The 25875-nt window shown below is 63.9% G+C and carries 24 protein-coding genes and 1 riboswitch; of the genes, 8 read left to right on the top strand and 16 right to left on the bottom strand.

Going from position 1 to position 25875, the window contains the following annotated elements; all coding sequences use genetic code 11:
• Positions 1 to 11: 11 nt before the first annotated feature.
• The 15 genes from NKI50_RS00885 to NKI50_RS00815 form a co-directional block, all read right to left on the bottom strand.
• Complete coding sequence (locus tag NKI50_RS00885) at positions 12 to 1517, bottom strand: NADH-quinone oxidoreductase subunit M (RefSeq protein ID WP_352715083.1); 1506 nt, start codon at positions 1515 to 1517, stop codon at positions 12 to 14.
• The gene (nuoL, locus tag NKI50_RS00880) at positions 1517 to 3490 is read right to left on the bottom strand and encodes an NADH-quinone oxidoreductase subunit L (RefSeq protein WP_352639623.1); all 1974 of its coding nucleotides are present in this window, start codon (positions 3488 to 3490) and stop codon (positions 1517 to 1519) included. The genes NKI50_RS00885 and nuoL overlap by 1 nt, the downstream gene beginning before the upstream one ends.
• Before the next feature lie 10 nt (positions 3491 to 3500).
• Positions 3501 to 3809, bottom strand: a complete 309-nt coding sequence (gene nuoK / locus NKI50_RS00875) for an NADH-quinone oxidoreductase subunit NuoK (RefSeq protein WP_023676620.1) — start codon at positions 3807 to 3809, stop codon at positions 3501 to 3503.
• 1 nt (position 3810) lies between these two features.
• Positions 3811 to 4431 (bottom strand): NADH-quinone oxidoreductase subunit J, encoded by a 621-nt coding sequence (locus NKI50_RS00870; protein WP_352483053.1) that lies wholly within the window; start codon positions 4429 to 4431, stop codon positions 3811 to 3813.
• Positions 4432 to 4549: 118 nt separating this feature from the next.
• Positions 4550 to 5041 carry an NADH-quinone oxidoreductase subunit NuoI gene (gene nuoI, locus NKI50_RS00865; protein WP_023676622.1) on the bottom strand — a complete coding sequence of 164 codons (492 nt, stop codon included), beginning with the start codon at positions 5039 to 5041 and terminating at the stop codon, positions 4550 to 4552.
• Positions 5041 to 6084 carry an NADH-quinone oxidoreductase subunit NuoH gene (gene nuoH / locus NKI50_RS00860; RefSeq protein WP_352483051.1) on the bottom strand — a complete coding sequence of 348 codons (1044 nt, stop codon included), beginning with the start codon at positions 6082 to 6084 and terminating at the stop codon, positions 5041 to 5043. Before nuoH ends, nuoI begins: the two co-directional genes overlap by 1 nt.
• A 2-nt stretch (positions 6085 to 6086) precedes the next feature.
• On the bottom strand, positions 6087 to 8168 hold the full coding sequence (gene nuoG / locus NKI50_RS00855) for an NADH-quinone oxidoreductase subunit NuoG (RefSeq protein ID WP_352483050.1): 2082 nt from the start codon (positions 8166 to 8168) through the stop codon (positions 6087 to 6089).
• A 74-nt stretch (positions 8169 to 8242) separates the two neighbouring features.
• Positions 8243 to 8938: a helix-hairpin-helix domain-containing protein gene (locus NKI50_RS00850; RefSeq protein ID WP_352483048.1), complete on the bottom strand. Its 696-nt coding sequence runs from the start codon at positions 8936 to 8938 to the stop codon at positions 8243 to 8245.
• A gap of 78 nt (positions 8939 to 9016) precedes the next feature.
• Positions 9017 to 10321: an NADH-quinone oxidoreductase subunit NuoF gene (nuoF, locus tag NKI50_RS00845; RefSeq protein WP_352483047.1), complete on the bottom strand. Its 1305-nt coding sequence runs from the start codon at positions 10319 to 10321 to the stop codon at positions 9017 to 9019.
• Between the two features lie 10 nt (positions 10322 to 10331).
• A complete protein-coding gene (gene nuoE / locus NKI50_RS00840; protein ID WP_352496386.1) occupies positions 10332 to 11402 on the bottom strand; it encodes an NADH-quinone oxidoreductase subunit NuoE in 1071 nt (356 codons plus the stop codon).
• A gap of 35 nt (positions 11403 to 11437) precedes the next feature.
• On the bottom strand, positions 11438 to 11845 hold the full coding sequence (locus NKI50_RS00835) for a hypothetical protein (protein ID WP_352483044.1): 408 nt from the start codon (positions 11843 to 11845) through the stop codon (positions 11438 to 11440).
• Positions 11842 to 13032: an NADH-quinone oxidoreductase subunit D gene (locus NKI50_RS00830; RefSeq protein WP_023720747.1), complete on the bottom strand. Its 1191-nt coding sequence runs from the start codon at positions 13030 to 13032 to the stop codon at positions 11842 to 11844. Before NKI50_RS00830 ends, NKI50_RS00835 begins: the two co-directional genes overlap by 4 nt.
• On the bottom strand, positions 13033 to 13635 hold the full coding sequence (locus tag NKI50_RS00825) for an NADH-quinone oxidoreductase subunit C (protein WP_023720748.1): 603 nt from the start codon (positions 13633 to 13635) through the stop codon (positions 13033 to 13035).
• A gap of 5 nt (positions 13636 to 13640) precedes the next feature.
• On the bottom strand, positions 13641 to 14222 hold the full coding sequence (locus tag NKI50_RS00820; RefSeq protein WP_023720749.1) for a NuoB/complex I 20 kDa subunit family protein: 582 nt from the start codon (positions 14220 to 14222) through the stop codon (positions 13641 to 13643).
• On the bottom strand, positions 14213 to 14578 hold the full coding sequence (locus tag NKI50_RS00815; protein ID WP_023720750.1) for an NADH-quinone oxidoreductase subunit A: 366 nt from the start codon (positions 14576 to 14578) through the stop codon (positions 14213 to 14215). The genes NKI50_RS00820 and NKI50_RS00815 overlap by 10 nt, the downstream gene beginning before the upstream one ends.
• Before the next feature lie 336 nt (positions 14579 to 14914).
• Here NKI50_RS00815 and NKI50_RS00810 point away from each other — a divergent pair, with 336 nt between their 5' ends.
• From NKI50_RS00810 to NKI50_RS00775, 8 genes are all read left to right on the top strand, one after another.
• On the top strand, positions 14915 to 16114 hold the full coding sequence (locus tag NKI50_RS00810; protein ID WP_023720751.1) for a winged helix-turn-helix domain-containing protein: 1200 nt from the start codon (positions 14915 to 14917) through the stop codon (positions 16112 to 16114).
• 29 nt (positions 16115 to 16143) lie between these two features.
• A riboswitch (cobalamin riboswitch) is annotated at positions 16144 to 16347 on the top strand.
• A gap of 38 nt (positions 16348 to 16385) precedes the next feature.
• A complete protein-coding gene (locus NKI50_RS00805; protein WP_023720752.1) occupies positions 16386 to 16820 on the top strand; it encodes a DUF1636 family protein in 435 nt (144 codons plus the stop codon).
• A complete protein-coding gene (gene cobW, locus NKI50_RS00800; protein WP_023720753.1) occupies positions 16817 to 17869 on the top strand; it encodes a cobalamin biosynthesis protein CobW in 1053 nt (350 codons plus the stop codon). Before NKI50_RS00805 ends, cobW begins: the two co-directional genes overlap by 4 nt.
• Positions 17870 to 17887: 18 nt before the next feature.
• Positions 17888 to 21496 carry a cobaltochelatase subunit CobN gene (locus NKI50_RS00795; protein ID WP_352639631.1) on the top strand — a complete coding sequence of 1203 codons (3609 nt, stop codon included), beginning with the start codon at positions 17888 to 17890 and terminating at the stop codon, positions 21494 to 21496.
• Positions 21493 to 22962, top strand: coding sequence for a precorrin-3B synthase (gene cobG / locus NKI50_RS00790; protein WP_352483040.1), 1470 nt, complete (start codon positions 21493 to 21495; stop codon positions 22960 to 22962). The genes NKI50_RS00795 and cobG overlap by 4 nt, the downstream gene beginning before the upstream one ends.
• Positions 22959 to 23612: a precorrin-8X methylmutase gene (locus NKI50_RS00785; protein ID WP_352483039.1), complete on the top strand. Its 654-nt coding sequence runs from the start codon at positions 22959 to 22961 to the stop codon at positions 23610 to 23612. Before cobG ends, NKI50_RS00785 begins: the two co-directional genes overlap by 4 nt.
• Positions 23609 to 24367 (top strand): precorrin-2 C(20)-methyltransferase, encoded by a 759-nt coding sequence (locus tag NKI50_RS00780; protein WP_352715075.1) that lies wholly within the window; start codon positions 23609 to 23611, stop codon positions 24365 to 24367. The genes NKI50_RS00785 and NKI50_RS00780 overlap by 4 nt, the downstream gene beginning before the upstream one ends.
• Complete coding sequence (locus NKI50_RS00775; RefSeq protein WP_352715072.1) at positions 24364 to 25128, top strand: precorrin-3B C(17)-methyltransferase; 765 nt, start codon at positions 24364 to 24366, stop codon at positions 25126 to 25128. Before NKI50_RS00780 ends, NKI50_RS00775 begins: the two co-directional genes overlap by 4 nt.
• On the opposite strand, the gene NKI50_RS00770 is transcribed toward NKI50_RS00775, so the two are convergent.
• The gene (locus tag NKI50_RS00770; protein ID WP_023720759.1) at positions 25092 to 25874 is read right to left on the bottom strand and encodes a cobalt-precorrin-6A reductase; all 783 of its coding nucleotides are present in this window, start codon (positions 25872 to 25874) and stop codon (positions 25092 to 25094) included. The two genes, NKI50_RS00775 and NKI50_RS00770, sit on opposite strands and share 37 nt — an antisense overlap.
• Position 25875: the final 1 nt, after the last annotated feature.

Here is a 25875-nt window from a genome sequence, read left to right as displayed (position 1 = left end):
CAAAACCCCAGTCAGTTCGCCGCCGCGGTCTGCGCGGCGCCGATGGATGCAGTGACATTGGTGACGAGCGCCTTGACCGATTCGGCCGTCGCGTCGAAGATCGGCGCCGGATAGACGCCGAAGAAGATGACCAGCGCGACCAGCGGATAGATGATCACCTTCTCGCGTGTCGACAGGTCCAGCAGGCCTTTCAGGCTTTCCTTGGTCAATGCGCCGAAGATCACCTTGCGGTAGAGCCAGAGCGCATAGGCCGCCGACAGGATGACGCCGGTGGCGGCGAAGAACGCCACCCAGGTGTTGACCCGGAACACGCCGAGCATGGTCAGGAACTCGCCGACGAAGCCGCTGGTGCCGGGCAGGCCGACATTGGCCATGGTGAAGATCATGAACACGGTTGCATATTTCGGCATGTTGTTGACCAACCCGCCATAGGCGTCGATGTCACGCGTGTGCATGCGGTCGTAGACGACGCCGACGCAGAGGAACAGCGCGCCTGAGACCAGGCCGTGCGAAAGCATCTGGAAGATCGAACCCTGGACGCCTTCCTGGTTCATCGCGAAGATGCCCATGGTAACGAAGCCCATGTGGGCGACCGACGAATAGGCGATCAGCTTCTTCATGTCCTCCTGCATCAGCGCCACCAGCGAGGTGTAGATGATGGCGATGACGGAGAGCGTGAAGATCAGCGGCGCGAACATTTCGGAGGCGATCGGAAACATCGGCAGCGAAAAACGCAGGAAGCCATATCCGCCCATCTTGAGCAGGATGGCGGCCAGGATCACCGAGCCGGCGGTCGGCGCTTCGACATGGGCGTCCGGCAGCCAGGTATGCACCGGCCACATCGGCATCTTCACCGCAAAGGAAGCGAAGAAGGCAAGCCATAGCCAGGTCTGCATATTGGCCGGGAAGTTGTGGGTCAGAAGCGTCGGGATGTCGGTGGTGCCGGACTGGAAGAACATCGCCATGATGGCGAGCAGCATCAGCACCGAGCCGGCCAGCGTATAGAGGAAGAACTTGAACGAGGCATAGACGCGCCGCTTGCCGCCCCACACGCCGATGATAATGAACATCGGGATCAGGCCGGCTTCGAAGAAGACGTAGAACAAGACGATGTCGAGCGCGCAGAACACGCCGATCATCAGCGTCTCGAGCAGCAGGAAGGCGATCATATAGGCCTTGACGCGCTTCTCGATCGATTCCCACGAGGCGAGGATGCAGAGCGGCATCAGGAAGGTGGTCAGGATGACGAACAGCATGGAGATGCCGTCTACGCCCATATGGTAGGAGATGCCGGAATCCAGCCAGGCAATCTTCTCGACGAACTGGAAGCCGGGCTGCGAATTGTCGAAGCCGGTCCAGATGAACAGCGAAACCACGAAGGTGAAGGCGGTCGTGAACAGCGCAATGGCGCGGATGTTGCGGCGCGCATTGTCGCTGTCGTCGCGCACGAAAAGGATGAGCAGCACACCAACCAGCGGCAGGAAGGTGACCAGCGATAGGATCGGCCAGGCGGTCATCAGAGCATCATCCAGGTGACGAGTGCGGCAACGCCGATCAGCATGGCGAAGGCATAGTGGTAGAGATAGCCGGTCTGCAGCTTGACGACGCGGTTGGTGACGTCGACGACGCGCGCCGAGATGCCGTCCGGCCCGAGCCCGTCGATGATAGTGCCGTCGCCGGTCTTCCACAGGAAGCTGCCGAGGCGCTTTGCCGGCCGCACGAACAGGAAGTCGTAGAGCTCGTCGAAATACCATTTGTTGAGCAGGAAGGCGTAGAGCAGGCGATGGTTGGCGGCGACGCTCCGAGGCATTGCCGGCGCGCGAATATAGAACTGCCAGGCAATCGCAAAGCCGATCAGCATGGCGATGAACGGCGCCAGCTCGACCCAAAGCGGCAGTTCGTGGATCTCGTGCAGGATGTGGTTGTCAGGCAGCGTGAACAGCGACGCCTTCCAGAATTCGGCATAGCCCTCGCCGATGAAGGCGCCGTGGAAGATCACGCCGGCGAACAGGGCGCCTGCCGCCAGAATGAACAGCGGCACCAGCATGACCGGCGGCGATTCATGGACATGGTGCATCACCTCATGGCTGGCCCGCGGCTCGCCATGGAAGGTCATGAAGATCAGCCGCCAGGAATAGAAGGAGGTGAAGCAGGCGGCAATGACCAGCAATATGAAGGCAAACCCGGCGACCGCATTGTGGCTGGCAAAAGCGGCTTCGATGATGGCGTCCTTGGAGAAGAAACCGGCCGTGCCGATGATCGTCACCGGGATGCCGACGCCGGTCAGCGCCAACGTGCCGATCACCATCATCCAGTAGGTCGTCGGGATGAGCGTCCTCAGGCCGCCCATCTTGCGCATGTCCTGCTCGTCGGAGACGGCGTGGATGACCGAACCCGAGCCGAGGAACAGTAGCGCCTTGAAGAAGGCGTGCGTGAACAGATGGAAGATCGCCGCGCCATAGGCGCCGACGCCGAGCGCCACGAACATGTAGCCGAGCTGTGAGCACGTCGAATAGGCGATGACGCGCTTGATATCGTTCTGGACGAGACCGACTGTCGCCGCGAAGAAGGCGGTGAAGGCGCCGATGAAGGTGACCACGGTCAGCGCCGAATGCGACAGCTCGAACAGTGGCGACAGCCGCGCCAGCATGAACACGCCTGCCGTCACCATGGTGGCGGCATGGATCAGTGCCGAGACCGGCGTCGGGCCTTCCATAGCATCAGGCAGCCAGGTGTGCAGCGGCACCTGCGCCGACTTGCCCATTGCGCCCATGAACAGGAGCAGGCAGACGACCGTCATCGCAGCCTGCTTGTCAAGCGCATAGCCGAGGAAGGTCAGTACGGCCGGACCCTGCTGCGCGCCTTCGGCCGGAATGAAGGTCGCTGCATTGGCGAAGATAGTGCCGAGATTGACCGAGCCGAACAGCACGAACACGCCGAATATGCCGAGCGCGAAGCCGAAATCGCCGACGCGGTTGACGACGAAGGCCTTGATCGCAGCCGCATTGGCCGACGGCTTCTTGTACCAGAAGCCGATCAGCAGATAGGAGGCCAGACCGACGCCTTCCCAGCCGAAGAACATCTGCACGAGGTTGTCGGCCGTCACCAGCATCAGCATGGCGAAGGTGAACAGCGACAGATAGGCGAAGAAGCGCGGCCGGTCCGGGTCGTGATGCATGTAGCCGATCGAATAGATGTGGACCAGCGCCGACACCGTATTGACGACGACCAGCATCACTACGGTCAGCGTGTCGATCCGCAGCGCCCACGACGCTTCGAGGCCTCCCGACTGGATCCAGCGCATCACCGGCACGGTGAACACCTCGCCGCCGCCGAAGCCGACCGAGAAGAAGGCGACCCACGACAGCACAGCCGCGATCACCAGGAAGCCGGAGGTGATGTATTCGGAAGCCTTGGCGCCGAGCGAGGTGCCGAACAGGCCGACGATCAGGAAGCCGAGCAGCGGAAGGAAGACGATGGCCTGATACATGGTGGTTCCGTCAACCCTTCATCATGTTCACGTCTTCAACCGCGATCGAGCCGCGGTTGCGGAAGAAGACGACGAGAATGGCAAGGCCGATCGCCGCCTCGGCCGCCGCGACGGTCAGCACGAACAGTGCGAACACCTGGCCGACCAGATCGCCGAGCGCCGCCGAAAAGGCGACGAAATTGATGTTGACCGCAAGCAGGATCAGCTCGATCGACATCAGGATGACGATGACGTTCCTACGGTTCAGGAAGATGCCGAACACGCCGAGCGTGAACAGGATCGCCGATACGGTCAGGTAGTGCGCGATGCCGACGACCATCTCAGACTCCTTCGCCCGTCTTGACCTTGCGGATTTCCACTCCGGTTACCGGCGTGCGGCCGACCTGGGCGGCGATCGACTGCCGCTTGACGCCCGGCTTGTGGCGCAGCGTCAGCACGATGGCGCCGATCATGGCGACCAGCAGCACCAGCCCCGCCACCTGGAAGTAATAGAGGTAATCCGTATAGAGGATGTCGCCGAGCGCCGCCGTGTTGGAGCGCGCGGCCAGGTCCGGGATGGGCTTCGAAACCGTCGCCGCCAGTTTCGGCGCAAATGTGTAGCCGCCGAGCACGATGATCAACTCCGCTGCCAGGATCAGGCCGACCAGCGCGCCGATCGGCGCGTATTGCAGGGCGCCTTCCTTCATCTCGGCGAAATCGACGTCGAGCATCATCACGACGAACAGGAACAGCACCATAACCGCGCCGACATAGACGACGAGCAGGATCATCGCCAGGAACTCGGCGCCGGTCAGCATGAACAGGCCGGCGGCGTTGAAGAAGGTCAGGATCAGGAACAGCACCGAATGCACAGGATTGCGCGCCGAAATGACCATGAACGCCGACGCCACCGCGACAAAGGCGAAGAGGTAGAAAAAGGCCGCCTCTAGTCCACTCAGCATGGGTTCCCCCGGGTTTCCTGTCCGAACAGGACATTCGTCCTGTTTTTTGCCACCGCCTCCGGCCGGCAAGTTGCGTGTTCCTTAAACGAGGCCCCTCGCCCCGTCCATGCGTCAAATATCAGCGGTAAGGCGCATCCAGCGAGATGTTGCGCGCAAGTTCACGCTCCCAGCGGTCGCCATTGGCCAGAAGCCTGTCCTTGTCGTAATAAAGCTCCTCGCGCGTCTCCGTCGCGAATTCGAAATTCGGCCCCTCGACGATAGCGTCGACCGGGCAGGCTTCCTGGCAGAAGCCGCAATAAATGCATTTCACCATGTCGATGTCGTAGCGCACGGTGCGCCGCGTGCCGTCATTGCGGCGCGGGCCGGCTTCGATGGTAATGGCCTGCGCCGGGCAGATCGCCTCGCACAATTTGCAGGCGATGCAACGTTCCTCGCCGTTCGGATAGCGGCGCAGCGCATGTTCGCCACGGAAGCGCGGGCTGACCGGCCCCTTCTCATGCGGATAATTGATCGTCTCCTTCGGCGCGAAGAACTGGCGCATCGACAGGAAGAAAGCACTGACGAAATCCTGCAATAGCAGTGACTTGGCGGCCTGGGACAATGCTGACATCAGGCAAACCCCGTGATCTTGAGGAAGGCGGCGGTGGCGACCACCATGAACAGCGAGATCGGCAGGAAGACCTTCCAGCCGAGCCGCATCAGCTGGTCGTAGCGATAGCGCGGCACGAACGCCTTCACCATCGAGAACATGAAGAACACCAGGCAGACCTTGAGCACGAACCAGATCAGCCCCGGCACCCAGGTGAACGGCGCGAAATTGAAGGGCGGCAGCCAGCCGCCAAGGAACAGGATGGTGGCCAGTGCGCACATCAGGACGACGGCGACATATTCGCCCAGGAAGAACAACAGGAACGGCGTCGAGGAATATTCGACCATATGGCCGGCGACGAGTTCCGATTCGGCTTCCACGAGGTCGAAGGGCGGACGGTTGGTTTCCGCCAGCGCCGAGATGAAGAAGACGATGAACATCGGAAACAGGGACAGCCAATGCCAGTCGAGGAAGGTATTGGGCAGGCCGATCCTCGTGCCCAGCCCATCCTGCTGCGACAAAACGATATCGGTCAGGTTGAGCGAGCCGACGCAAAGCAGCACGGTGACGATGACGAAACCGATGGAGACTTCGTAGGACACCATCTGCGCCGCCGAGCGCAGCGCACCGAGGAACGGGTATTTCGAATTGGACGCCCAGCCGCCCATGATCACGCCATAGACCTCGAGCGAGGAGATGGCGAAGACGTAGAGGATGCCGACATTGACGTTGGCGATGGCCCAGCCCTCATTGACCGGGATCACCGCCCAGGCTGAGATCGCAAGCACCGCCGACACCAGCGGCGCCAGCAGGAAAACGCCCTTGTTGGCGCCGGACGGAATCACCGGCTCCTTGAAGACGAATTTCAAAAGGTCAGCGAAGGCCTGCAGCGTGCCCCATGGGCCGACGACGTTCGGTCCGCGGCGCAATTGCACCGCCGCCCAGATCTTGCGGTCGGCGTAAAGCACATAGGCGACGAAGATCAACAGAACGACGATCAGCACGACCGACTTCAAAAGGATCAGCAGCGCCGGCAGCACGTAGAAGGAGAAGAAGGTGTCCATGTCTACTCCGCCGCCTGCCTGAAGCCGTTCTTCGCCAAAGCCGAGCACTCGGCCATCACCGCGGAAGCCCGCGCGATCGGGTTGGTCAGGTAGAAATCCTTGACCGGCGAGGTGAAGGTGCCCTTGTTCAGCCGCCCGCCGAGCTTGGCCACCCTGGCGATGTCGGCCGGGTCGCCGGCCGCGACATGGTCGATGCGGGCAAGATGCGGGTATTCCGCATAGAGCCTAGCGCGCAATTGCGGCAGCGAATCGAACGGCAGCTTCTTGCCGAGCACATCCGACAGTGCCCGAAGGATCGCCCAGTCCTCGCGCGCCTCGCCGGGCGCGAAGCCGGCCCGGTTGGTCTGCTGCACGCGGCCTTCGGTGTTGACGAAGGTGCCCGACTTCTCGGTATAGGCGGCACCCGGCAGGATGACGTTGGCGCGATGCGCGCCCTTGTCGCCATGCGTGCCGATATAGACGACGAAAGCGCCGCCGGTCTTGGCCATGTCGATTTCGTCGGCGCCGAGCAGGAACAGCACATCGGTCTCGCCCAGCATGCCGGCGACGTTCCTGCCGCCCTCGCCCGGCACAAAGCCGACATCGAGGCCGCCGACCCGCGCCGCCGCGGTGTGCAGTACGGCAAAGCCGTTCCAGTCGGCCCTTGCGGCGTTGACGGCGACGGCGAGCTTCGCCGCCTGGCCGAGCACGGCCGCGCCGTCCGGACGCGCCAGCGCACCCTGGCCGACGATGATCAGCGGATGCGTCGCCTTCTTCAGCAGTTGAAAGAATTTGCCGTTGCCATCGGCAAGATCCTTCAGCGATTCCGGCCCGGCGCCGAGTTGCTCGTAATCATAGCGCGTATCGCCGACATCGCCGATGACGCCGACCGGCAGATTGCCGGCCCGCCAGCGCTTGCGGATGCGGGCGTTGAGCAAGGACGCCTCGAAGCGCGGATTGGCGCCGATGATCAGCACCGCATCGGCCTGTTCGATGCCTTCGATGGTCGGGTTGAAGACATAGCTCGCCCGGCCGAGCGACGGATCGAGTGCGGCACCGTCCTGGCGGCAGTCGGTGTTCTTCGAGCCAAGCGAAGCCATCAGAAGCTTCAGCGCGTAGATCTCCTCGACGGCGGCAAGATCGCCGGCAATGGCACCGATCTTTTCGGGTGCGGCATTCGACACCGCTTCCTTGATCGCGGCAAAAGCCTCGGCCCAGCTTGCGGGGGCCAGTCTGCCGTCCTTGCGCACATAGGGCCGGTCGAGGCGCTGCGTGCGCAAGCCGTCCCAAATGAAGCGGGTCTTGTCGGAAATCCATTCCTCGTTCACCGCCTCGTTGGTACGCGGCAGGATGCGCATCACTTCGCGGCCTCGGCTATCGACGCGGATCGCCGAGCCGACGGCGTCCATGACGTCGATGGATTCGGTCTTGGTCAGTTCCCACGGCCGTGCCTGGAAGGCGTAGGGTTTGGAAGTCAGCGCACCGACCGGGCAAAGGTCGATGACATTGCCCTGCAGTTCCGAAGTCATCGCGCTTTCGAGATAGGTGGTGATCTCGGCATCCTCGCCGCGGCCGATCAGACCGAGTTCCGATATGCCGGCAATCTCGGTGGTGAAGCGGACGCAGCGCGTGCAATGGATGCAGCGGTTCATGATCGTCTTGACCAGCGGCCCGATATACTTGTCTTCGACCGCCCGCTTGTTCTCGTGGTAGCGCGAGGAATCGACGCCGAACGCCATCGCCTGGTCCTGCAGGTCGCACTCGCCGCCCTGATCGCAGATCGGGCAATCCAGCGGATGGTTGATCAGCAGGAATTCCATCACGCCTTCGCGCGCCTTCTTGACCATCGGCGTGTTGGTGAAGATTTCCGGCGGCTCGCCGTTCGGGCCGGGGCGCAGGTCGCGCACGCCCATGGCGCAAGACGCCTGCGGCTTGGGCGGCCCGCCCTTGACCTCGATCAGGCACATGCGGCAATTGCCGGCGATCGACAGCCGCTCGTGGAAGCAAAAGCGCGGAACTTCCGCGCCGGCGTCCTCGGCCGCCTGCAGCAGCGTGTAATGGTCGGGTACAGTGATCTCTTTCCCGTCGACCTTGAGCTTTGCCATTTCGCCTCAAACCCCTGCGGACGTTCCGCAATCTTTCCTTCCGGACGCAGCCGAGACCGCGCACGATATTGAATTCACTTTTTGACCCCGGCCAACGCGGCCGCCTGACCGATCCAGCCGTCACGGCCGATGCGGCCCTTCAACGACAGGTAATCTTCGACCCAGGCGATCTCTTGCGGCGTCCACGCGGCGATCTGGGCGTATGTCCAGATGCCAAGGCCGTTCAGCACCTTTTCCAGTTTCGGCCCGATGCCCGATATCGCCTTGAGGTCGGCCGGCTCAGCTGGCCGGTCCATCGCTTTGGGCTGCTTGAAATCTTCCGGCATCAGCCCGGCCGAGGCATCCGCTGCAACGGTGCTCGCATTCGCCAAGCTCCGCGCCGCGGTGCTCGTCGCAATGTCGGTCACGTCATTGGCGAAGGACTGCGCCTCGGCAATCAGGGTTTTGGTCGCTGCGCGCGCCTTTGTCGAGGAGCTTTTGCCGGTCGCGGAAAAGCGTTCCGTCCTGGCTTCGAAATCCTCGGCGACCGGCTGCCAAAGCCGCTGCGAAGTTTCGGCCGCGCCCGAAAGCACGCCCATCCAGATGCCAAAGGCGTGGTTGGCAAGACCGATGCCGAGTGCCGCCATCGCCGCCGCACTCGCGACAGGATGCGCCAGGAGATTGACGGCATTGGCCATCTCCTTCGGCATCATCCTGGTCAGATCCTGGTTCATCTTCAACAACGGGTCCATATCGGGCGTAAAATCGTCGGGTGTCGAAAACAGCGACATAGGTGGTCTCCTGGTCGTTTCCGTCTGCCCCGCGCTCGTTTCCTCGTCTCGGACATTCGCCCGCATTTTTGAATTCTTCTATTCTGCCGCCGCCAGCACCGGTTCGGCGCGGTGTGCGTTGCGCGAAAACTCGTCGATGCGCCGCTCCACCTCGCCGCGGAAATGTCGCATCAGGCCCTGGATCGGCCATGCCGCCGCGTCGCCAAGCGCACAGATCGTGTGGCCCTCGACCTGCTTGGTCACATCGAGCAGCATGTCGATCTCGCGCTTCTGCGCCTCGCCGCGCACCAGCCGTTCCATCACCCGCCACATCCAGCCGGTGCCCTCACGGCAGGGCGTGCACTGGCCGCAGCTTTCGTGCTTGTAGAAATAGGAAAGCCGCGCGATCGCTTTCACGATATCGGTCGATTTGTCCATGACGATGACAGCTGCCGTGCCGAGGCCCGATTTCAGGTCGCGCAGCGCGTCGAAATCCATCGGCGCGTCGATGATCTGCTCGGCCGGCACCAGCGGCACCGACGCTCCGCCCGGAATGACCGCCAGCAGATTATCCCAGCCGCCACGAATGCCGCCGCAATGCGTCTCGATCAGCTCGCGGAACGGGATCGACATCGCCTCTTCGACGGTGCACGGATTGTTGACGTGGCCGGAGATGCAGAACAGCTTGGTGCCGACATTGTTGGGCCGGCCGAAGGACGAGAACCAGGCGGCACCGCGGCGCAGGATGGTCGGCGCGACAGCGATGGACTCGACATTGTTGACCGTCGTCGGGCAGCCATAGAGGCCGACATTGGCCGGAAATGGCGGCTTAAGCCGTGGCTGGCCCTTCTTGCCCTCGAGGCTTTCGAGCAGCGCCGTTTCCTCGCCGCAGATATAGGCGCCGGCGCCATGATGCATGTAGATGTCGAAATCATAGCCGGAGGTGTTGTTCTTGCCGATCAGCTTGGCCGCATAGGCCTCGTCGATGGCGCGTTGCAGCGCCTCGCGCTCGCGGATGAACTCGCCGCGCACATAGATGTAGGCGGCGACCGCGCCCATGGCGAAGCCCGCAAGCAGGCAGCCTTCGACCAGCGTGTGCGGGTCGTGGCGCAGTATGTCGCGGTCCTTGCAGGTGCCGGGCTCGGACTCGTCGGCATTGACGACGAGATAGCTCGGCCGGCCGTCGCTTTGCTTGGGCATGAACGACCATTTCAGCCCGGTCGGGAAGCCCGCGCCGCCACGTCCGCGCAGGCCGCTGGCCTTCATCTCATTGACGATCCACTCGCGCCCCTTGGCGATGATGCCGGGCGTGTTGTCCCAGGCACCGCGCGCCATGGCGCCGGCCAGCGACTTGTCGAAGCGGCCGTAGATATTGTTGAAGATGCGGTCTCTGTCCTGAAGCATTGCTCGTTCCTCAGACCGGCTTCTTGCCGGTCGGCCGGCTTTTGTTTCCGGGCGACGGCGTGGCCGCCTTGGCGGCAGTCTTCGCCGGTTTAACCTTGGCCTCCGGCGCTTTGAAAGCAGACGCCGGCTCGGCCTTGTTCTTGGGGCCTTTGCGCTGTTTCGAGACGTCCTCGACCTGCGGCTCGGCCTTGTTGGCATTGGCGGCCGAATGCAGCGGCGCTGCAACGCTCGCCGCCTTTTCCGCCGCGGGCGCGACTTTTGTCGCCGATGGCGATTTCAGCGCCGGACTGGTCTCGACAGCGTCGGTCTTCGGCTTGCTGGCATTCGAGGGCGCAACCGGCGCCGGCGCGGCAGAAGCGGCTGGCGGGGCCGGCGCCGCGGGTGCTGCGGCGGCAGCCGCCGGCGCCGCTTCCTTGGCGGCCTTGGTCGCCGCCCTGGTTTCCCGGTCGCGGGTCGCCTTCAGGATCGCCTTTTCACTCTTGAGGGTCGTCAGGCCACTGGCCGGCTCTGAGGTGACGCGGCCGTTTTGCGGTCCTGGCGTCACCGAAGCACCCTTGCCGGCGTCATAGAGGTCGATGATCTCGGCAAGCCGCTCCGGCGTCAAATCCTCGTATGTGTCCTTGAAGACCATAACCATCGGTGCGTTGACGCAGGCGCCGAGGCATTCGACCTCCTCCCACGACAGCGTGCCCTTGTCGTTGGTGTGGAACTGGTCGTGATGGATCTTCGAGCGGCACACATCCATCAGCGATTCCGAGCCGCGCAGCATGCAGGGCGTGGTGCCGCAGACCTGGACATGCGCGCGGGTGCCGACCGGATTGAGCTGGTATTGCGTATAGAAGGTGGCGACTTCTAGCCCGCGAATATAGGGCATGCCGAGCATGTCGGAGATCGTCTCGATCGCCGCCTTGGTCACCCAGCCTTCCTGCTCCTGCGCCAGCATCAGCAAGGGGATGATCGCGGATTGCTCGCGCCCCTTCGGATATTGCTTGATCCACTGCTTCGCCGCTGCCGCATTCGCCCGGTTGAAGGCGAAGGAGGCTGGCTGGAGGCTGGCTTCTGCGAGACGGCGGACTGACATTTAGCGATCGACCTCACCAAAGACGTATAGGTTCGTCATCTTGCTGCGGCCTCCTTACAAAGTTTCGCCGTACCGTCGAAACATTGGAAAGTCGGCGAATTTGTCATGACAGGCGGGCAAACGCCGGATTTACCAGCCAAGCGAGCAACAAGCCGCGCGAACCCTGTTTTGCCGGAAGCGGCTGCCGATACCTCCGCCTTAGAGAAACTCGCGCCATCCGGCGCTGCGACGCTACACTCGCATGTATCTCTCTTGAAATAGAAAGCATCGACATCGGCGGATTCTGCTGTCGCACTTTCTTGCATGCCAAGCGTGACGTAGCTCAGCTTGAAGTGCTGCTTCACAAGATCGGAAGCATCGATAGACGCTCCGCACTCGATTGCATATGCAGGGTGCATTGCGACAGCAATGACGATTAACATGAGGCTCAGAATGCGATTCACCGATCGACCTCACCAAACACGATGTCGAGGGAGCCGAGAACGGCGGTGACGTCGGCCAACATGTGGCCGCGGCACAAAAAGTCCATCGCTTGCAGATGCGCAAAGCCGGGGGCGCGCAGCTTGCAGCGGTAGGGCTTGTTGGTGCCGTCGGAGACGAGATAGACACCGAACTCGCCCTTCGGCGCCTCGACCGCGGCATAGACCTCGCCGGCCGGAACGCGGTAGCCTTCGGTGTAGAGCTTGAAGTGATGGATCAGCGCTTCCATCGAGCGCTTCATCGCCGCGCGCTTCGGCGGCACCACCTTGCCGTCGAGGTTAGACACCGGCCCGCTGCCCTCCTTACCGAGCAACAGGTCGACGCACTGGCGCATGATTTTCGCCGACTGCCGCATCTCTTCCATACGCACCAGATAACGGTCGAAGCAGTCGCCGTTCTTGCCGATCGGAATGTCGAAGTCCAGCTCGGCATAGCATTCGTAGGGCTGCGATTTGCGCAGATCCCACGGCGCACCCGAGCCGCGCACCATGACGCCGGAAAAGCCCCAGGCCCAAGCGTCGGCCAGGGAGACGGTAGCGATGTCGACATTGCGCTGCTTGAAGATGCGGTTGCCGGTCAAAAGCGCGTCGAGGTCGTCGACCGACTTCAGGAACGGGTCGATCCACTTGCCGATGTCCTCGATCAGCTTCTGCGGCAGGTCCTGGTGGACGCCGCCCGGCCGGAAATAGGCCGCGTGCATGCGCGAGCCCGAGGCGCGCTCATAGAACACCATCAGCTTTTCGCGCTCGACAAAACCCCAGAGCGGCGGCGTCAGCGCGCCGACATCCATCGCCTGCGTCGTCACATTGAGGATGTGCGACATAATGCGGCCGATCTCGGAGTAGAGAACTCGAATAAGCTGCCCGCGCTTCGGCACCTCGATACCGAGCAGCCGCTCGGCGGCGAGCGCAAAGGCATGCTCCTGGTTCATCGGCGCGCAATAGTCGAGCCGGTCGAGATAGGGCACGGCCTGCAGATAAGTCTTGTGCTCGATCAGCTTTTCCGTGCCGCGATGCAAAAGCCCGATATGCGGATCGACGCGATCGACGACTTCTCCGTCAAGCTCCAGCACAAGGCGCAAAACGCCATGCGCAGCAGGGTGTTGCGGGCCGAAATTGATATTGAAGTTGCGAACGGAGGTTTCAGCCATTTACTGCTTTGCCTTCTCATCTCCCGGAAGCACGTAATCCGTACCTTCCCACGGAGACAGAAAATCGAAATTGCGGAATTCCTGCTTGAGCTCGACCGGCTCGTAGATGACGCGCTTGGCTTCGTCGTCGTAGCGCACCTCGACGAAGCCGGTCAGCGGAAAGTCCTTGCGCAGCGGATGGCCCTCGAAGCCGTAGTCGGTCAGGATCCGGCGCAGATCGGGATGGCCCGAAAACAGCACGCCATAGAGGTCGTAGGTCTCGCGCTCGAACCAGTCCGCGCCGGGATATATGCCGGTGATCGACGGCACCAGCGTCTCTTCGTCGGCCTGGACCTTGATGCGGATGCGGATATTCTGCCTCGGCGACAGCAGGTGATAGACCACGTCGAAGCGCTTTGCCCGCGACGGATAATCTGCGCCGCAAACGTCGATGATCGAAATGAACTGGCATTTCGGGTCGTCGCGCAGGAAGGTCACCACCTCGATCAGGTCGCGCGGCTCGACCGAGATAGTGAGTTCGCCATAGGCGAGCACCGCTTCGCCGATCCGGCCGGTCAGCTTCTCGCCAAGATAGGTCGAGAGGTCATTCAACGCCTGGGTCATGCCGCTCACCGTTCGATCGTGCCGGTGCGGCGGATCTTCTTCTGCAGCAGAAGGATGCCGTAGAGCAGCGCTTCAGCGCTCGGTGGGCAGCCGGGCACGTAGATGTCGACCGGCACGATGCGGTCGCAGCCGCGCACCACCGAATAGGAATAATGATAATAGCCGCCGCCATTGGCACAGGAGCCCATCGAGATGACGTAGCGCGGCTCCGGCATCTGGTCGTAGACCTTGCGCAGCGCCGGCGCCATCTTGTTGGTCAGCGTGCCGGCGACGATCATGATGTCGGACTGGCGCGGAGACGCGCGCGGCGCGACACCGAAACGCTCGCTGTCGTAGCGTGGCATCGAGGTGTGGATCATCTCGACGGCGCAGCAGGCGAGGCCAAAGGTCATGAACATCAACGAGCCGCTGCGCGCCCAGGTGATCAGCGCCTCGGTCGAAGTGACGAGAAAACCCTTGTCGGCGAGTTCGTTGTTGATCTCCAGGAAGAACGGATCATCCTCCCCCACCGGTCTGCCGGTGTTGGGGTCGATGAGGCCCTTGGGCTTCGGCGCGACGAGCGTGCCGGAACTGTCGTTCAATCCCATTCCAGCGCTCCTTTTTTCCATTCATAGGCAAAGCCGATGGTCAGCACCGCCAAAAACACCATCATCGACCAGAAACCGAGCATGCCGATCTGACTGAACGACACTGCCCAAGGAAACAGGAAGGCCACCTCCAGATCGAAGATGATGAACAGGATCGACACCAGGTAGAAGCGGATGTCGAACTTCATGCGGGCGTCGTCGAACGAGTTGAAGCCGCACTCATAGGCGGAAAGCTTTTCCGGATCGGGGTTGCGGTAAGCCACCAGGAACGGTGCGGCGAGCAGCGCCAGGCCGACGACCAGCGCCACGCCGATGAACAGGACGATGGGCAGGTACGAACCTAAAAGTGCGTTCATGCTGCAGTTTTCCGTTGGCGGCCAATCCACTCTGATTACAGCACCGGACCCACTTGCGGAAGCGTGACAGATTAACCACTGAACCGTTTTAAGGGGGCTCTATGCTGCAACGCGGCGAGGGTTAGCGCAGCGCTTTCGGCGAAGCAAGTCAAACCTTGTTCAAATCGCGGTGCTGGACGGCATATCCGGGAAAACTGGTCCGATCCGCTCCTGTTTGATTTCCTTCACTTTTCACTCCACTTTTCTCTCCTGACATAGATACCGCCAAAACCTTGCTAGCATGGGGCGGAATCGCAGGTCATTTTCTCTGTCTAACATCGTCCGGATACCGCCTTCATGAAGGAAAAAATCTCGCTTGCCCTGGCCCGTCGCATTGCGCTTGCGGCACAGGGATTCAATGACCCGCGCCCCAGCGGCACGCCTGACCGCCGGCATCTGGCCCGGGTGCTTGCACGTACCGGCCTGCTGCAGATCGATTCCGTCAGCGCCGTGGTTCGCGCCCATTATATGCCGCTCTATTCGCGGCTTGGCCCCTACAAGCTGGCGCTGCTCGACGACGCCGCGGTGACACGCAAGCGCATGGTCTTCGAATATTGGGCGCATGAAGCCTCGTTCTTGCCCGTCGAGACCTATCCGCTGATGCGCTGGCGCATGCGGCGGGCCGAGCGCGGCGAGGAAATGTACAGCGGACTGGCAAAATGGGGCCGCGAGCACGCCGCCTACATTGAGGACATCTATCGCGAGGTCGCTGAACGAGGCCCGATCGCGGCGTCGGCTTTCGAAGGCCAGAAGGGCTCGGGCGGCTGGTGGGGCTGGAGCCATGCCAAGCATGCCTTCGAATGGCTGTTCTGGGCGGGCCGCATCACCACGGCGCACCGGCGTGGTTTCGAGCGGTTCTACGATCTGCCGGAGCGCGTGCTGCCGCCAACGGTACTCGCTTTGCCAGTTCCGTCCCCCGCGGACGCCCACCGCGAACTGCTGCGCATCTCCGCCCGCGCCCATGGCGTCGCCACGGCGGGCGATCTGCGCGACTATTTCCGCCTCTCGCCCGCCGACATCAAGGGCCGCATCGAGGAACTGGTCGAGGCTGGCGACCTGTTGCCGGTGAGCGTCGAAGGCTGGAGCAAAACAGCCTATCTCCACAAGGACGCCCGTTTGCCGCGCAGGATCGAGGCGCGCGCCTTGCTTGCGCCGTTCGATCCCGTCGTCTTCGAGCGGTCGCGCACCGAGCGGTTGTTCGACTTCCACTACCGCATCGAGATCTACACGCCGGCCGAAAAGCGCCAGTATGGCTATTATGTGCTGCCGTTCCTGCTCGGCGACAGCATCGTCGGGCGCGTCGACCTCAGGGCCGACCGCCCGGCCGGCGTATTGCGCGTCCATGCCGCCTATTCGGAGCCCGGCGCCCCGCCGCAAACTGCCGCCGCCCTTTTCGAGGAATTGAAGCAGATGCAGGGTTGGCTCGGGCTCGAGCGCATCGAGGTGACGGCTGCCGGCGACCTCGGCCAGCCGCTCGCAGATATCGCCGCGTCATAGACGTGCGTTGACACGACTGCCTTCACAAGCCTAAATCCGTTCCAGACGGTCCCCTGCCCGCAACGGCAAGGGCCAAGAGGGAATGCGGTGCGAAATCTCGATTTCAAATCCGCGGCTGTCCCCGCAACTGTAAGCGACGAGCCAAGGCCGAAAACCACTGGGATATTCCCGGGAAGGCGGCACCCAGGCGATGACCCGCGAGCCAGGAGACCTGCCGTCTAGGACATAAGAATCCGATCGCCTGGCGGGTTTTCCGGGCAAGGAGCCTGATTTGGAACGCGACAGCAGTTTTCCGGCTGAGACAGCGGATTTATTGTCCGGCCATGGTGATTCCCCGGCCGGCGTTACCGTCATCGTCTGCTCGTCCTGCCGTGACGAGACCGGTTCGGACGCTTATCCCCGCGCCGGCGAACTGCTCGCCGAGCACACGCGCCGCGCCGCTTCCAGCGAAAACATTAAAATCCGCACCGTCGAATGCCTCGGCAATTGCAAGCGCCGGCTCAGCGCCGCGATGCTGCGCGACGGCTGCTGGAGCTATGTCTTCGGCGACCTGACCACGACCAGCGGCACCGATCTGGTGACGGGGGCAAAGCTGTTCGCTACTTCGACGGACGGCCTCATTCCGTGGCGCGGCCGTCCCGATTGCCTGAAGCGCGGCTTGGTTGCCCGCATCCCTCCCCTCGACCTTTTGAAGGACTTGATATGACTTCCCCAGATTCGGCCGCCAACGTTTCGCGCGTCCCCTGCACCGTCGTCACCGGCTTTCTCGGCGCCGGCAAGACGACGCTGATCCGCCATTTGCTCGAAAACGCCAAAGGCAAGCGCCTGGCCATCATCGTCAACGAGTTCGGCGATATCGGCATCGACGGCGAGATCCTGAAGGGCTGCGGCATCGACACTTGCCCCGAGGAAAACATCGTCGAGCTGGCCAATGGCTGCATCTGCTGCACTGTCGCCGACGACTTTGTCCCCGCGCTCGACCAGATCCTGTCGCTGACGCCGAAGGTCGACCACATCCTGATCGAGACGTCCGGGCTGGCCCTGCCCAAGCCGCTGGTCCAGGCCTTCCAGTGGCCGTCGGTGAAAAGCCGCGTCACGGTCGATGGCGTCATCGCCGTCGTCGACGGGCCGGCGCTGGCTGATGGCCGCGTTGCCAACGACATGGACGCCCTGCAGGCGCAGCGCGCGCAGGACGAGACGCTCGACCATGACGATCCTGTCGAGGAGGTGTTCGAAGACCAGCTCGCTTGTGCCGACCTGATCATCCTGTCGAAGAGCGACCTGCTGGACGCAGCCGGCGCGGCGCGCGCCAATGCCGTCATCGGCAAGCATGTTGCGCGGGCGGTGAAGATCGTGCCGACCTCGCAAGGCAAGGTCGATCCGTCGGTGCTGCTCGGCCTTGGTCTCGCCGTCGAGGACGACATCGAGAACCGCAAGACCCATCACGACGACGAGCTCGACCACGAACATGACGACTTTGACTCGTTCGTCATCGACATTGCGTCGGTGTCCGACCCGGACGAGCTGGCACAACGCGTCGCCACGGCGGCGGAGGAAGAAAACGTATTGCGCGTCAAGGGTTTCGTCGACGTCGGCGGCAAGCCGATGCGGCTCTTGCTGCAGGCCGTCGGTCCGCGCGTCAACCACTATTACGACCGCGCCTGGACCGCTGAAGACGATCGCCGCTCGCGCCTCGTCGTCATCGGCCTGAAAGGGCTGAACCGCCCGGCGATCGAGCGTATCCTCGCCGGCTGATCCCAGGTACGAGCCGCGATGCACATCCTCACCACCACATCCGCCTCGCTCGACGATCTCGCCGAGCCTGTCGATCTCAGGCAAACGCCTGCGGATGTCGTGGCGCTGTCCCTCACCGACAGCGACCTCGCCGGGCTGGCGGCGGCGTGGAAGGCAGATGCGGACCGCCTGCCGTCGATGCGGCTCGCCGCCTTGCGCGACCTGCGCCACCCGATGTCCGTCGACCTCTGGATCGACAGCGTCGCCCGCCACGCCAAGGTCGTCCTGGTCCGCATCCTCGGCGGTTACGACTGGTGGCGCTACGGCTGCGACCAGCTTGCCGTTGTCGCGCGAAATCGCGGTATTAAGCTGGCGCTCCTACCGGGCGAGAGCCACGACGAGGATTTGCGGCTGATCGAAGGCTCGACGCTGCCGCGCCAGGAACTTGATGGTCTGCTCGACTATTTCCGCGAAGGTGGCCCGGCGAATATGACGGCGCTGGTGCAGAGGTTGGCAAGTCTCGCCGGATCGGGTGCGGCGGTCGCTGAACCTGTCAGCGTGCCAAAGGCGGGATTTTACGAGCCGGGACGCGGCGTTATAGAAAGAATGGACTTATCAAGCGTCGGCATTCCTTCGCGCCCCCCTCTGTCCTGCCGGACAGAGGGGGGCGCGACGGAACGCAGCCTAAACCTACCGTCCGCCGAACCCGCCCCCATCATCCCCATCCTGTTCTACCGCTCGATGCTGCTCGCCGCCGATGTCGCGCCCATCGACGCGCTTTTCGAAGCGCTGGGCGCACGCGGCATGGTTCCCGTGCCTATTTTCGTCTCCAGCCTCAAGGACCCGGCATCGCTCGCCTTTGTCGAAACCGCGTTTGCCGCGCTGAACCCTGCCGCCATCATCACCGCCACAGCTTTCGCCTCGGGCGCCGAACCCGGCGTCGAGACGCTGTTCGACCGCGCCGGAGTGCCGGTGTTCCAGGTCGTCGTCGCGACCACCCGCCGCGACATCTGGCAGAACAACCAGCGCGGCCTGGCGCCCGCCGACCTTGCCATGCATGTCGTCCTGCCCGAGCTCGACGGCCGCATCCTGGCCGGCGCCATTTCCTTCAAGAGCGAAAGCGAGATCGATCCGGCATTGGCCTTCCGCGCCTTCGCCAACCGGCCAGAGCCTGACCGCGTGGCGCAGGTCGCGAACCGTATCGAGGCCTTCGTGCGTCTGCAGCGGACGCCGCGTGCGGAGCGCAAGCTCGCCATCCTGATCCCCGACTATCCGAGCGCGCCCGGCCGCACCGGCTATGCCGTCGGTCTCGACGTGCCGTCCAGCGTGCTGGCGATGCTGCACGACCTGAGCGAACAGGGCTACGCCGTTGAAGGGATTCCGCAAACGCCGCGTCAGTTGCTGGAGGTGCTGGAGCCAGCCGACCAGGGACTGGCTTTGCAGGATTATCTGACCTTCTCGAAGGAATTGCCGCCGGCGGCCATCGCTGCGGTGGAGGCCGCATGGGGGAATACGGATGATGAGACAGGTTCGCGCGAGGCACCCCCCTCTGTGCTGCCGGACATCTCCCCTTCAAGGGGGGAGATTGCGCTGTTGTCTCTGCTTTCGCCAACTACCAAGGGCGTTAAGGGAGAGCCGGCAGCCGAACTGCCAATCTCCCCCCTTGAAGGGGAGATGTCCGGCAGGGCAGAGGGGGGTGTCCAAGCGCCCACCACCGCAAAATTCCCCTTCCGCGCCGCCACCTTCGGCAATATCACCGTAGCCCTCGCCCCTGATCGCGGGCGCTCAGCCGACCGCCGCGCCGACTATCACGACCCGACACTGCCGCCGCGCCATGCACTGATCGCCTTTGGCTTGTGGCTGCGTAAGTCGCTCGGCATCCATGCAATTATCCATGTCGGCGCCCACGGCACGCTGGAGTGGCTGCCCGGCAAGACCGTGGCGCTCAGCGAAAACTGCTTTCCCGAAATCGTCACCGGCCCCCTGCCCGTCATTTATCCTTTCATCGTCTCCAACCCCGGCGAGGCAGCACAAGCCAAGCGACGCATTGCCGCCGTCACGCTTGGCCATCTGCCGCCGCCGCTGACCGGCGCCGGGCTGGACGAAGAGCAGCATAAACTCGAGCGACTGGTTGACGAATATGCCCAGGCCGACGGGCTCGACCGCCGCCGCCGCGACCGCCTGGCGAAGCTGATCGTCGAGACTGCGGAAAAGACCGGCCTCGCCTCAGAGGCCGGCGTCGCCAGGACCGACGCAGCCGACGAAGCCTTGCGCCGCATCGACGCCTGGCTCTGCGATCTCAAGGATTTCGCCATCAAGGACGGCCTGCATATCTACGGTCGCTCGCCTGAGGGCGAAACCGATCCTTTGCGCGAGCAGAGTGCGGCAGCCGAGAAAGTAGCACTCATCGCGGCCCTCGACGGCCGCCATGTCGCCGCCGGTCCGGCCGGTGCACCGGCGCGTGGCCGGCGCGATGTGCTGCCCACCGGCCGCAATTTGTTTACCGCCGACCCACGCACCATGCCGACGCCGACCGCCTATGATCTGGGCAAGGTGGCAGCGGAAGAAGTCGTCCGCAGCTACATGCAATCGCATGGCGACTGGCCGCGCTCGCTGGTCATCGACCTCTGGGGCTCGGCCTCGCTGCGCACCGGCGGTGAGGAGATCGCGCAAGGCCTGGCGCTGATGGGCTGCCGGCCGCAATGGGATTCCGCCACCGGCCGCATCACCGGCATCGAGGTGCTGCCGCCGGCAACGCTCGGCCGCCCGCGCGTCGACGTCACCTGGCGCATATCCGGCCTGTTCCGCGACATGTTCCCAACCCAGATCGCGCTGATCGATGCCGCCGCCAACGCCGTCGCGACCCGCGACGAGGACGATTCGGAAAACCCGCTGGCGGCGAGAACCCGTGCAGACGGCAAGATCAGCCCGCGCATATTCGGCACCTCGCCCGGCACTTACGGCGCCGGCATCGAGGACTTGCTATCAAGCGGCGACTGGGCCGCGCGCGAAGAGATCGGCCGCGCCTATCTCGCCGCCACCTCGCATGCCTATGGCGGCGCCGAGGGCGAAGGCATTTCGGCGCCCGGCGCTTTTGAGGGCCGCATCGCTGAGGCCGACCTTCTGGTTCATACCGGCGACGATCCCGGCCGCGACATCCTCGAAGGCTCGGCCGACGTCGCCTTTATCGGCGGCTTTTCGGCAGCGCTTGCCGCGCTCGGCAAAAACGCTGACGTGATCGTGCTCGACACCACGGATCCGCAAAAGCCCAAGCCACGCTCGGTTGGGGACGCCGTATCCCGCGTCGTACGGGCACGCGCCGTCAATCCGCGCTTCATTGCCGGCCAGATGCGCCACGGGCCGCGCGGCGCCTCGGAATTCGCCGAGACGGTCGACCGGCTTGTCGGCTTTGCCGAGACCACTCATGCCATATCTGGCGCGCTGATCGAGGCCGTGCACGACGCCTATCTGGGCGACCCCGTTGTCCGCGCCTTCATCCTGCGCGAGAACCCGTCGGCGGCGAAGGTCATGGCCGAACGTTTCATGTCGGCACGACGGCGCGGTCTGTGGCATCCGCTGCGCAATTCGATCGATGACGATCTCGCCGCACTGATTGCCGAAGCCCAGGCGCTTGGGGTGGCGGCATGAACGCTTTCTCCCGACGCAGCGCCTGCCCTGCTTTGTCGGCACCGATGCAAACCGGCGACGGGCTGCTGGTGCGGCTCAATCCGGTCGCTGGAGGACTGTTGCCGAAGTCGTTGATCGGACTCTGCGAATCCGCCCTGCGCCACGGCAACGGCATTATGGAAGTGACCGCCCGCGGCAGCTTGCAGATACGCGGCCTGACGCCCGAAAGCGCCCGGCTGCTGGCGATGGAGGTCGATGCGCTGGGTGTTGCCGTTCGCACCGGCGTGCCGGTCGAGACTGGTCCGCTGGCCGGGCTCGACCCGGAGGAAATCGCCGATCCGCGCCCGCTAGCGGAGCGGATTCGGGCGGCAATCGAGGGCGCCGGCGTCACGCAGCGTCTTGGCCCGAAGGTCTCGGTGATTGTCGACGGTGGCGGACAGCTGACCTTGGATGCAGTGACGGCCGATGCCAGGCTGGCTGCGGTGCGGACCGATGCGGGGACGCAATGGCAGGTGGCTATCGCCGGCGACGGTCAGACTGCGATCCTACTCATTATGGCCGAGGAAGATGCGGCCTGCGACATCGCCGTTGCGATCCTAAGGATGGTTGCCGAAAAGGGGCGCGATGCCCATGCGCGGGATTTGACAGAAAGACAGCTGAGATCTCTAGCAAATTGGCGATCCTTCGCGCCCCCCTCTGTCCTGCCGGACATCTCCCCCACTTGGGGGGAGATTGCGCCCTCATCTCAGCTTTCGCCAATCGATAAGGATGCTAAGAGTGAGCCACCGGCGAAGCTGCCGATCTCCCCCCAAGTGGGGGAGATGTCCGGCAGGACAGAGGGGGGCGCGAAGGATCGCCGGCCCATCGGAGTTTTCGACTTGGCTGCAGCCGGAACCGCCCTCGGCATCGGCCTACCCTTCGGCAGCATGCCGGCGAACCAGATCATCGCTCTCGCGCAGAGCGCGCTGGCCCTTGGCGCCACCGAAATCCGCCTAGCGCCGGGCCGCGCGCTGGTTTTCCTCGGCCTCGCGCCAGCGGCCTGCCCGCCGCTCCACCAAGCCGCCGCAACCCTCGGCTTCGTCACCGACGCCGCCGACCCGCGCACGAAAATCGCCGCTTGCCCGGGTGCTCCCGCCTGTGCCTCTGGCCGCATCGCGACGCGCGAAATCGCCGAGATCATCGCCCTCGAAAACCGCGACATCTTCGATTCTTCCTTGACGCTGCACATCTCCGGCTGCGCCAAGGGCTGCGCCCATGCCGGTCCGGCGGCGCTGACATTGGTCGGCGGCGAAAACGGAGCCGGACTTGTCGTGGACGGGACGGCTAAGGCATTGCCCGCCGGATACAGGCCGGGGGACGACGCTGCGCACGGCATCGGCGGCATTGCAGCGGCAATCCGCAGAAAACGACTTCGAGGCGAGACTGCCGCCGCCTGTCTGGCAAGGCTTGGCACGGCCGGCGTCGTCAAAGCTTACCGACAGGAATGAGCATGCCCGCCCAGAACCCCATCACCTACGACTATATTCATGATGGCACGGCGATCTATGAGCGCTCCTTCGCCATCATCCGCGCCGAGGCCGACCTGTCGCGCTTTTCCGAAGCCGAGGCCGATGTCGCCATCCGCATGATCCATGCCTGCGGCCAGGTCGAGGCTGCGCGGCATTTCGTTTTCTCCAGCGATTTCGTCGCCGCCGCGCGCACAGCGTTGAGCGCCGGCGCGCCGATTTTCTGCGACGCACAGATGGTCTCGCATGGCGTCACGCGCGCGCGGCTGCCGGCCGGCAACGAAGTGACCTGCACGCTGCGCGATCCGCGGACCGCCGACATCGCGAGAAAAATCGGCAACACCCGCTCGGCCGCGGCGATCGACCTGTGGGGCGAGCGCATGGCGGGTTCGGTTGTCGCGATCGGCAATGCGCCGACCGCCCTGTTTTATCTGCTGGAAAAGCTGCGCGATGGTGCGCCGAAGCCGGCGGCGATCATCGGTATGCCGGTCGGGTTTGTCGGTGCCGCCGAATCGAAGGATGCGCTGGCCGAAAATTCCTATGGCGTGCCCTTCGCCATCGTGCGCGGCCGGCTGGGCGGCAGCGCCATGACCGCCGCCGCGCTCAACGCTTTGGCGAGGCCGGGCCTATGAATGCGATCGTAAGAGGTCGGCTGGTCGGCGTTGGCACCGGTCCTGGCGACCCAGAACTTTTGACGCTGAAGGCAGTGCGCGCGCTGGCGGAGGCCGATGTCGTTGCGCATTTCGCCAAGCGCGGCAACAACAGCAACGCGCGCGCCATCGTCGGAGCCCATTTTCGCGCTGATTTGATAGAGTTGCCGCTGCTCTATCCGGTGACCACCGAGCTCGACAAGGACCACGGCGACTACCGCTCGCAGATCACCGATTTCTACGAGCAGTCGGCCGAAAAGGTTGCCGAGCACCTCAGCGCCGGCAGGATGGTTGCGGTGCTCTCGGAAGGCGACCCGCTTTTCTACGGCTCCTACATGCATCTGCATGTCAGGCTGGCGCATCGCTTTCCGACCGAAGTCATTCCCGGCGTCACCGCCATGTCCGGCTGCTGGTCGGCGACCGGCCTACCGATCGTCCAGGGCGACGACGTGCTGACTGTGTTGCCGGGCACGATGAGCGAATTCGAGCTGACGCGCCGCCTCGCCGACACCGATGCCGCCGTAATCATGAAGGTCGGCCGCAACTTGCCCAAGATCAGGCGTGCGCTGGAGGCGACCGACAAGCTGGCACGGGCCATCTATGTCGAGCGCGGCACCATGCCGGGCGGCGTCTCGATGCGGCTCGCCGACAAAAAGGACGACCAGGCGCCTTATTTCGCCATCGTGCTGGTCGCCGGCTGGTCGGGGCGGCCAAGCGCATTGGGAGCCGAAGCATGAGCGGCCGCCTAACCGTCATCGGCCTGGGGCCTGGCAACGCCGACCAGGTGACGCCGGAAGCGAGCCGGGCCGTCGCCGAGGCGAAATTCTTCTACGGCTACAAGCCTTATCTTGACCGGCTTGATCTGCGTCCCGACCAGATTCGCGTCGCTTCCGACAATCGCGAGGAGCTAACGCGCTCCAGGGACGCGCTGCTGAAGGCTGCGGAAGGCCACGATGTCGCGGTCGTATCGGGCGGCGATCCCGGCGTCTTCGCCATGGCGGCGGCCGTCTGCGAGGCGATCGAGGCGGGGCCGGTCGAGTGGCGCGCGGTCGACATCGCCATCGTGCCTGGCATCACCGCCATGCTCGCCGTCGCCGCCCGCATCGGCGCGCCGCTCGGCCATGATTTCTGCGCCATCTCGCTGTCAGACAATCTGAAGCCGTGGGATTTGATCGAGCTGCGCCTGCTGGCGGCAGCGGGCGCCGGCTTCGTCATCGCACTCTACAATCCGATCAGCAAGGCACGCCCCTGGCAGCTTGGCCGCGCCTTCGAGTGCCTTGCCGCGATCCTGCCCGGCACCACGCCGGTGATCTTCGGTCGCGCCGCCGGCCGTCCCGACGAGCGCATCGAAGTTTTCTTGCTGGCGGAAGCCGACGCGCAAAAGGCCGATATGGCCACCTGCATCATCATCGGCTCGCCGGAAACCCGGATCATCAAGCGCGGTGAAAAGCCAGCGCTGGTCTATACGCCACGGTCGGCAGCGGGCCCAAGAACATGACCGACCAGAAAATGATCGACCATCGCGGCAAGAGATTCGACCGTCTCAGCCGACGTGACGTCCGGCAACGCCGGCCTGCGGATCATGACCACCTCGATGCCGAGCGCCCGCGCTGCGGCGATCTTGCCGTAGGTCGCTTCGCCGCCGCTGTTTTTGGAAACGACGACATCGATGCGGTGCTCTTGAAGCAGCGAGTGTTCGTCCGGCTCCTGGAACGGCCCGCGCGCCAAGAGATAGGTCGCGTCGGGCACAGTAAGTCTTGGTTCGACCGGATCGACGCTACGGATGAGATAGTGGTGCTGGGGTGCAGCCTCGAAGGCAGTGATCTCCTGCCGTCCGAGCGCCAGGAACACGCGGCGCTGCGCCGATCCCAGCGCCGTCACCGAGCTGGTAACACCGTCGACCAGCGTCCACTGGTCACCTTCGGCAGGCTCCCAGCCTGGGCGCTTGAGCGCAACGATCGGCACGCCGGATCGGCGCGCTGCTTCCGCCGCATTGGCGGAGATCTGCGCCGCATAGGGATGCGTGGCGTCGATCAGCAGGTCGACGTCCGTCTCGTGGAGATACAACGCCAGCCCGTCGACGCCACCAAAGCCGCCAACCCGCACCGGCACGCCTTGCGCGGCCGGGTTTTCAGTGCGGCCGGCCAGCGACAGCGTAATCGCGAGATCGGAGCGCACCGAGAGTATTCCGGCCACCTGCCGGGCTTCGGTGGTTCCGCCGAGGATCAGAATGCGGTGGGTCATC

Source organism: Mesorhizobium sp. M0563 (assembly GCF_040321065.1).
GTDB lineage: Bacteria > Pseudomonadota > Alphaproteobacteria > Rhizobiales > Rhizobiaceae > Mesorhizobium.
The sequence above is the reverse complement of the archived record's forward strand: the minus strand, read 5'-3'. Positions and strand labels throughout refer to the sequence as shown.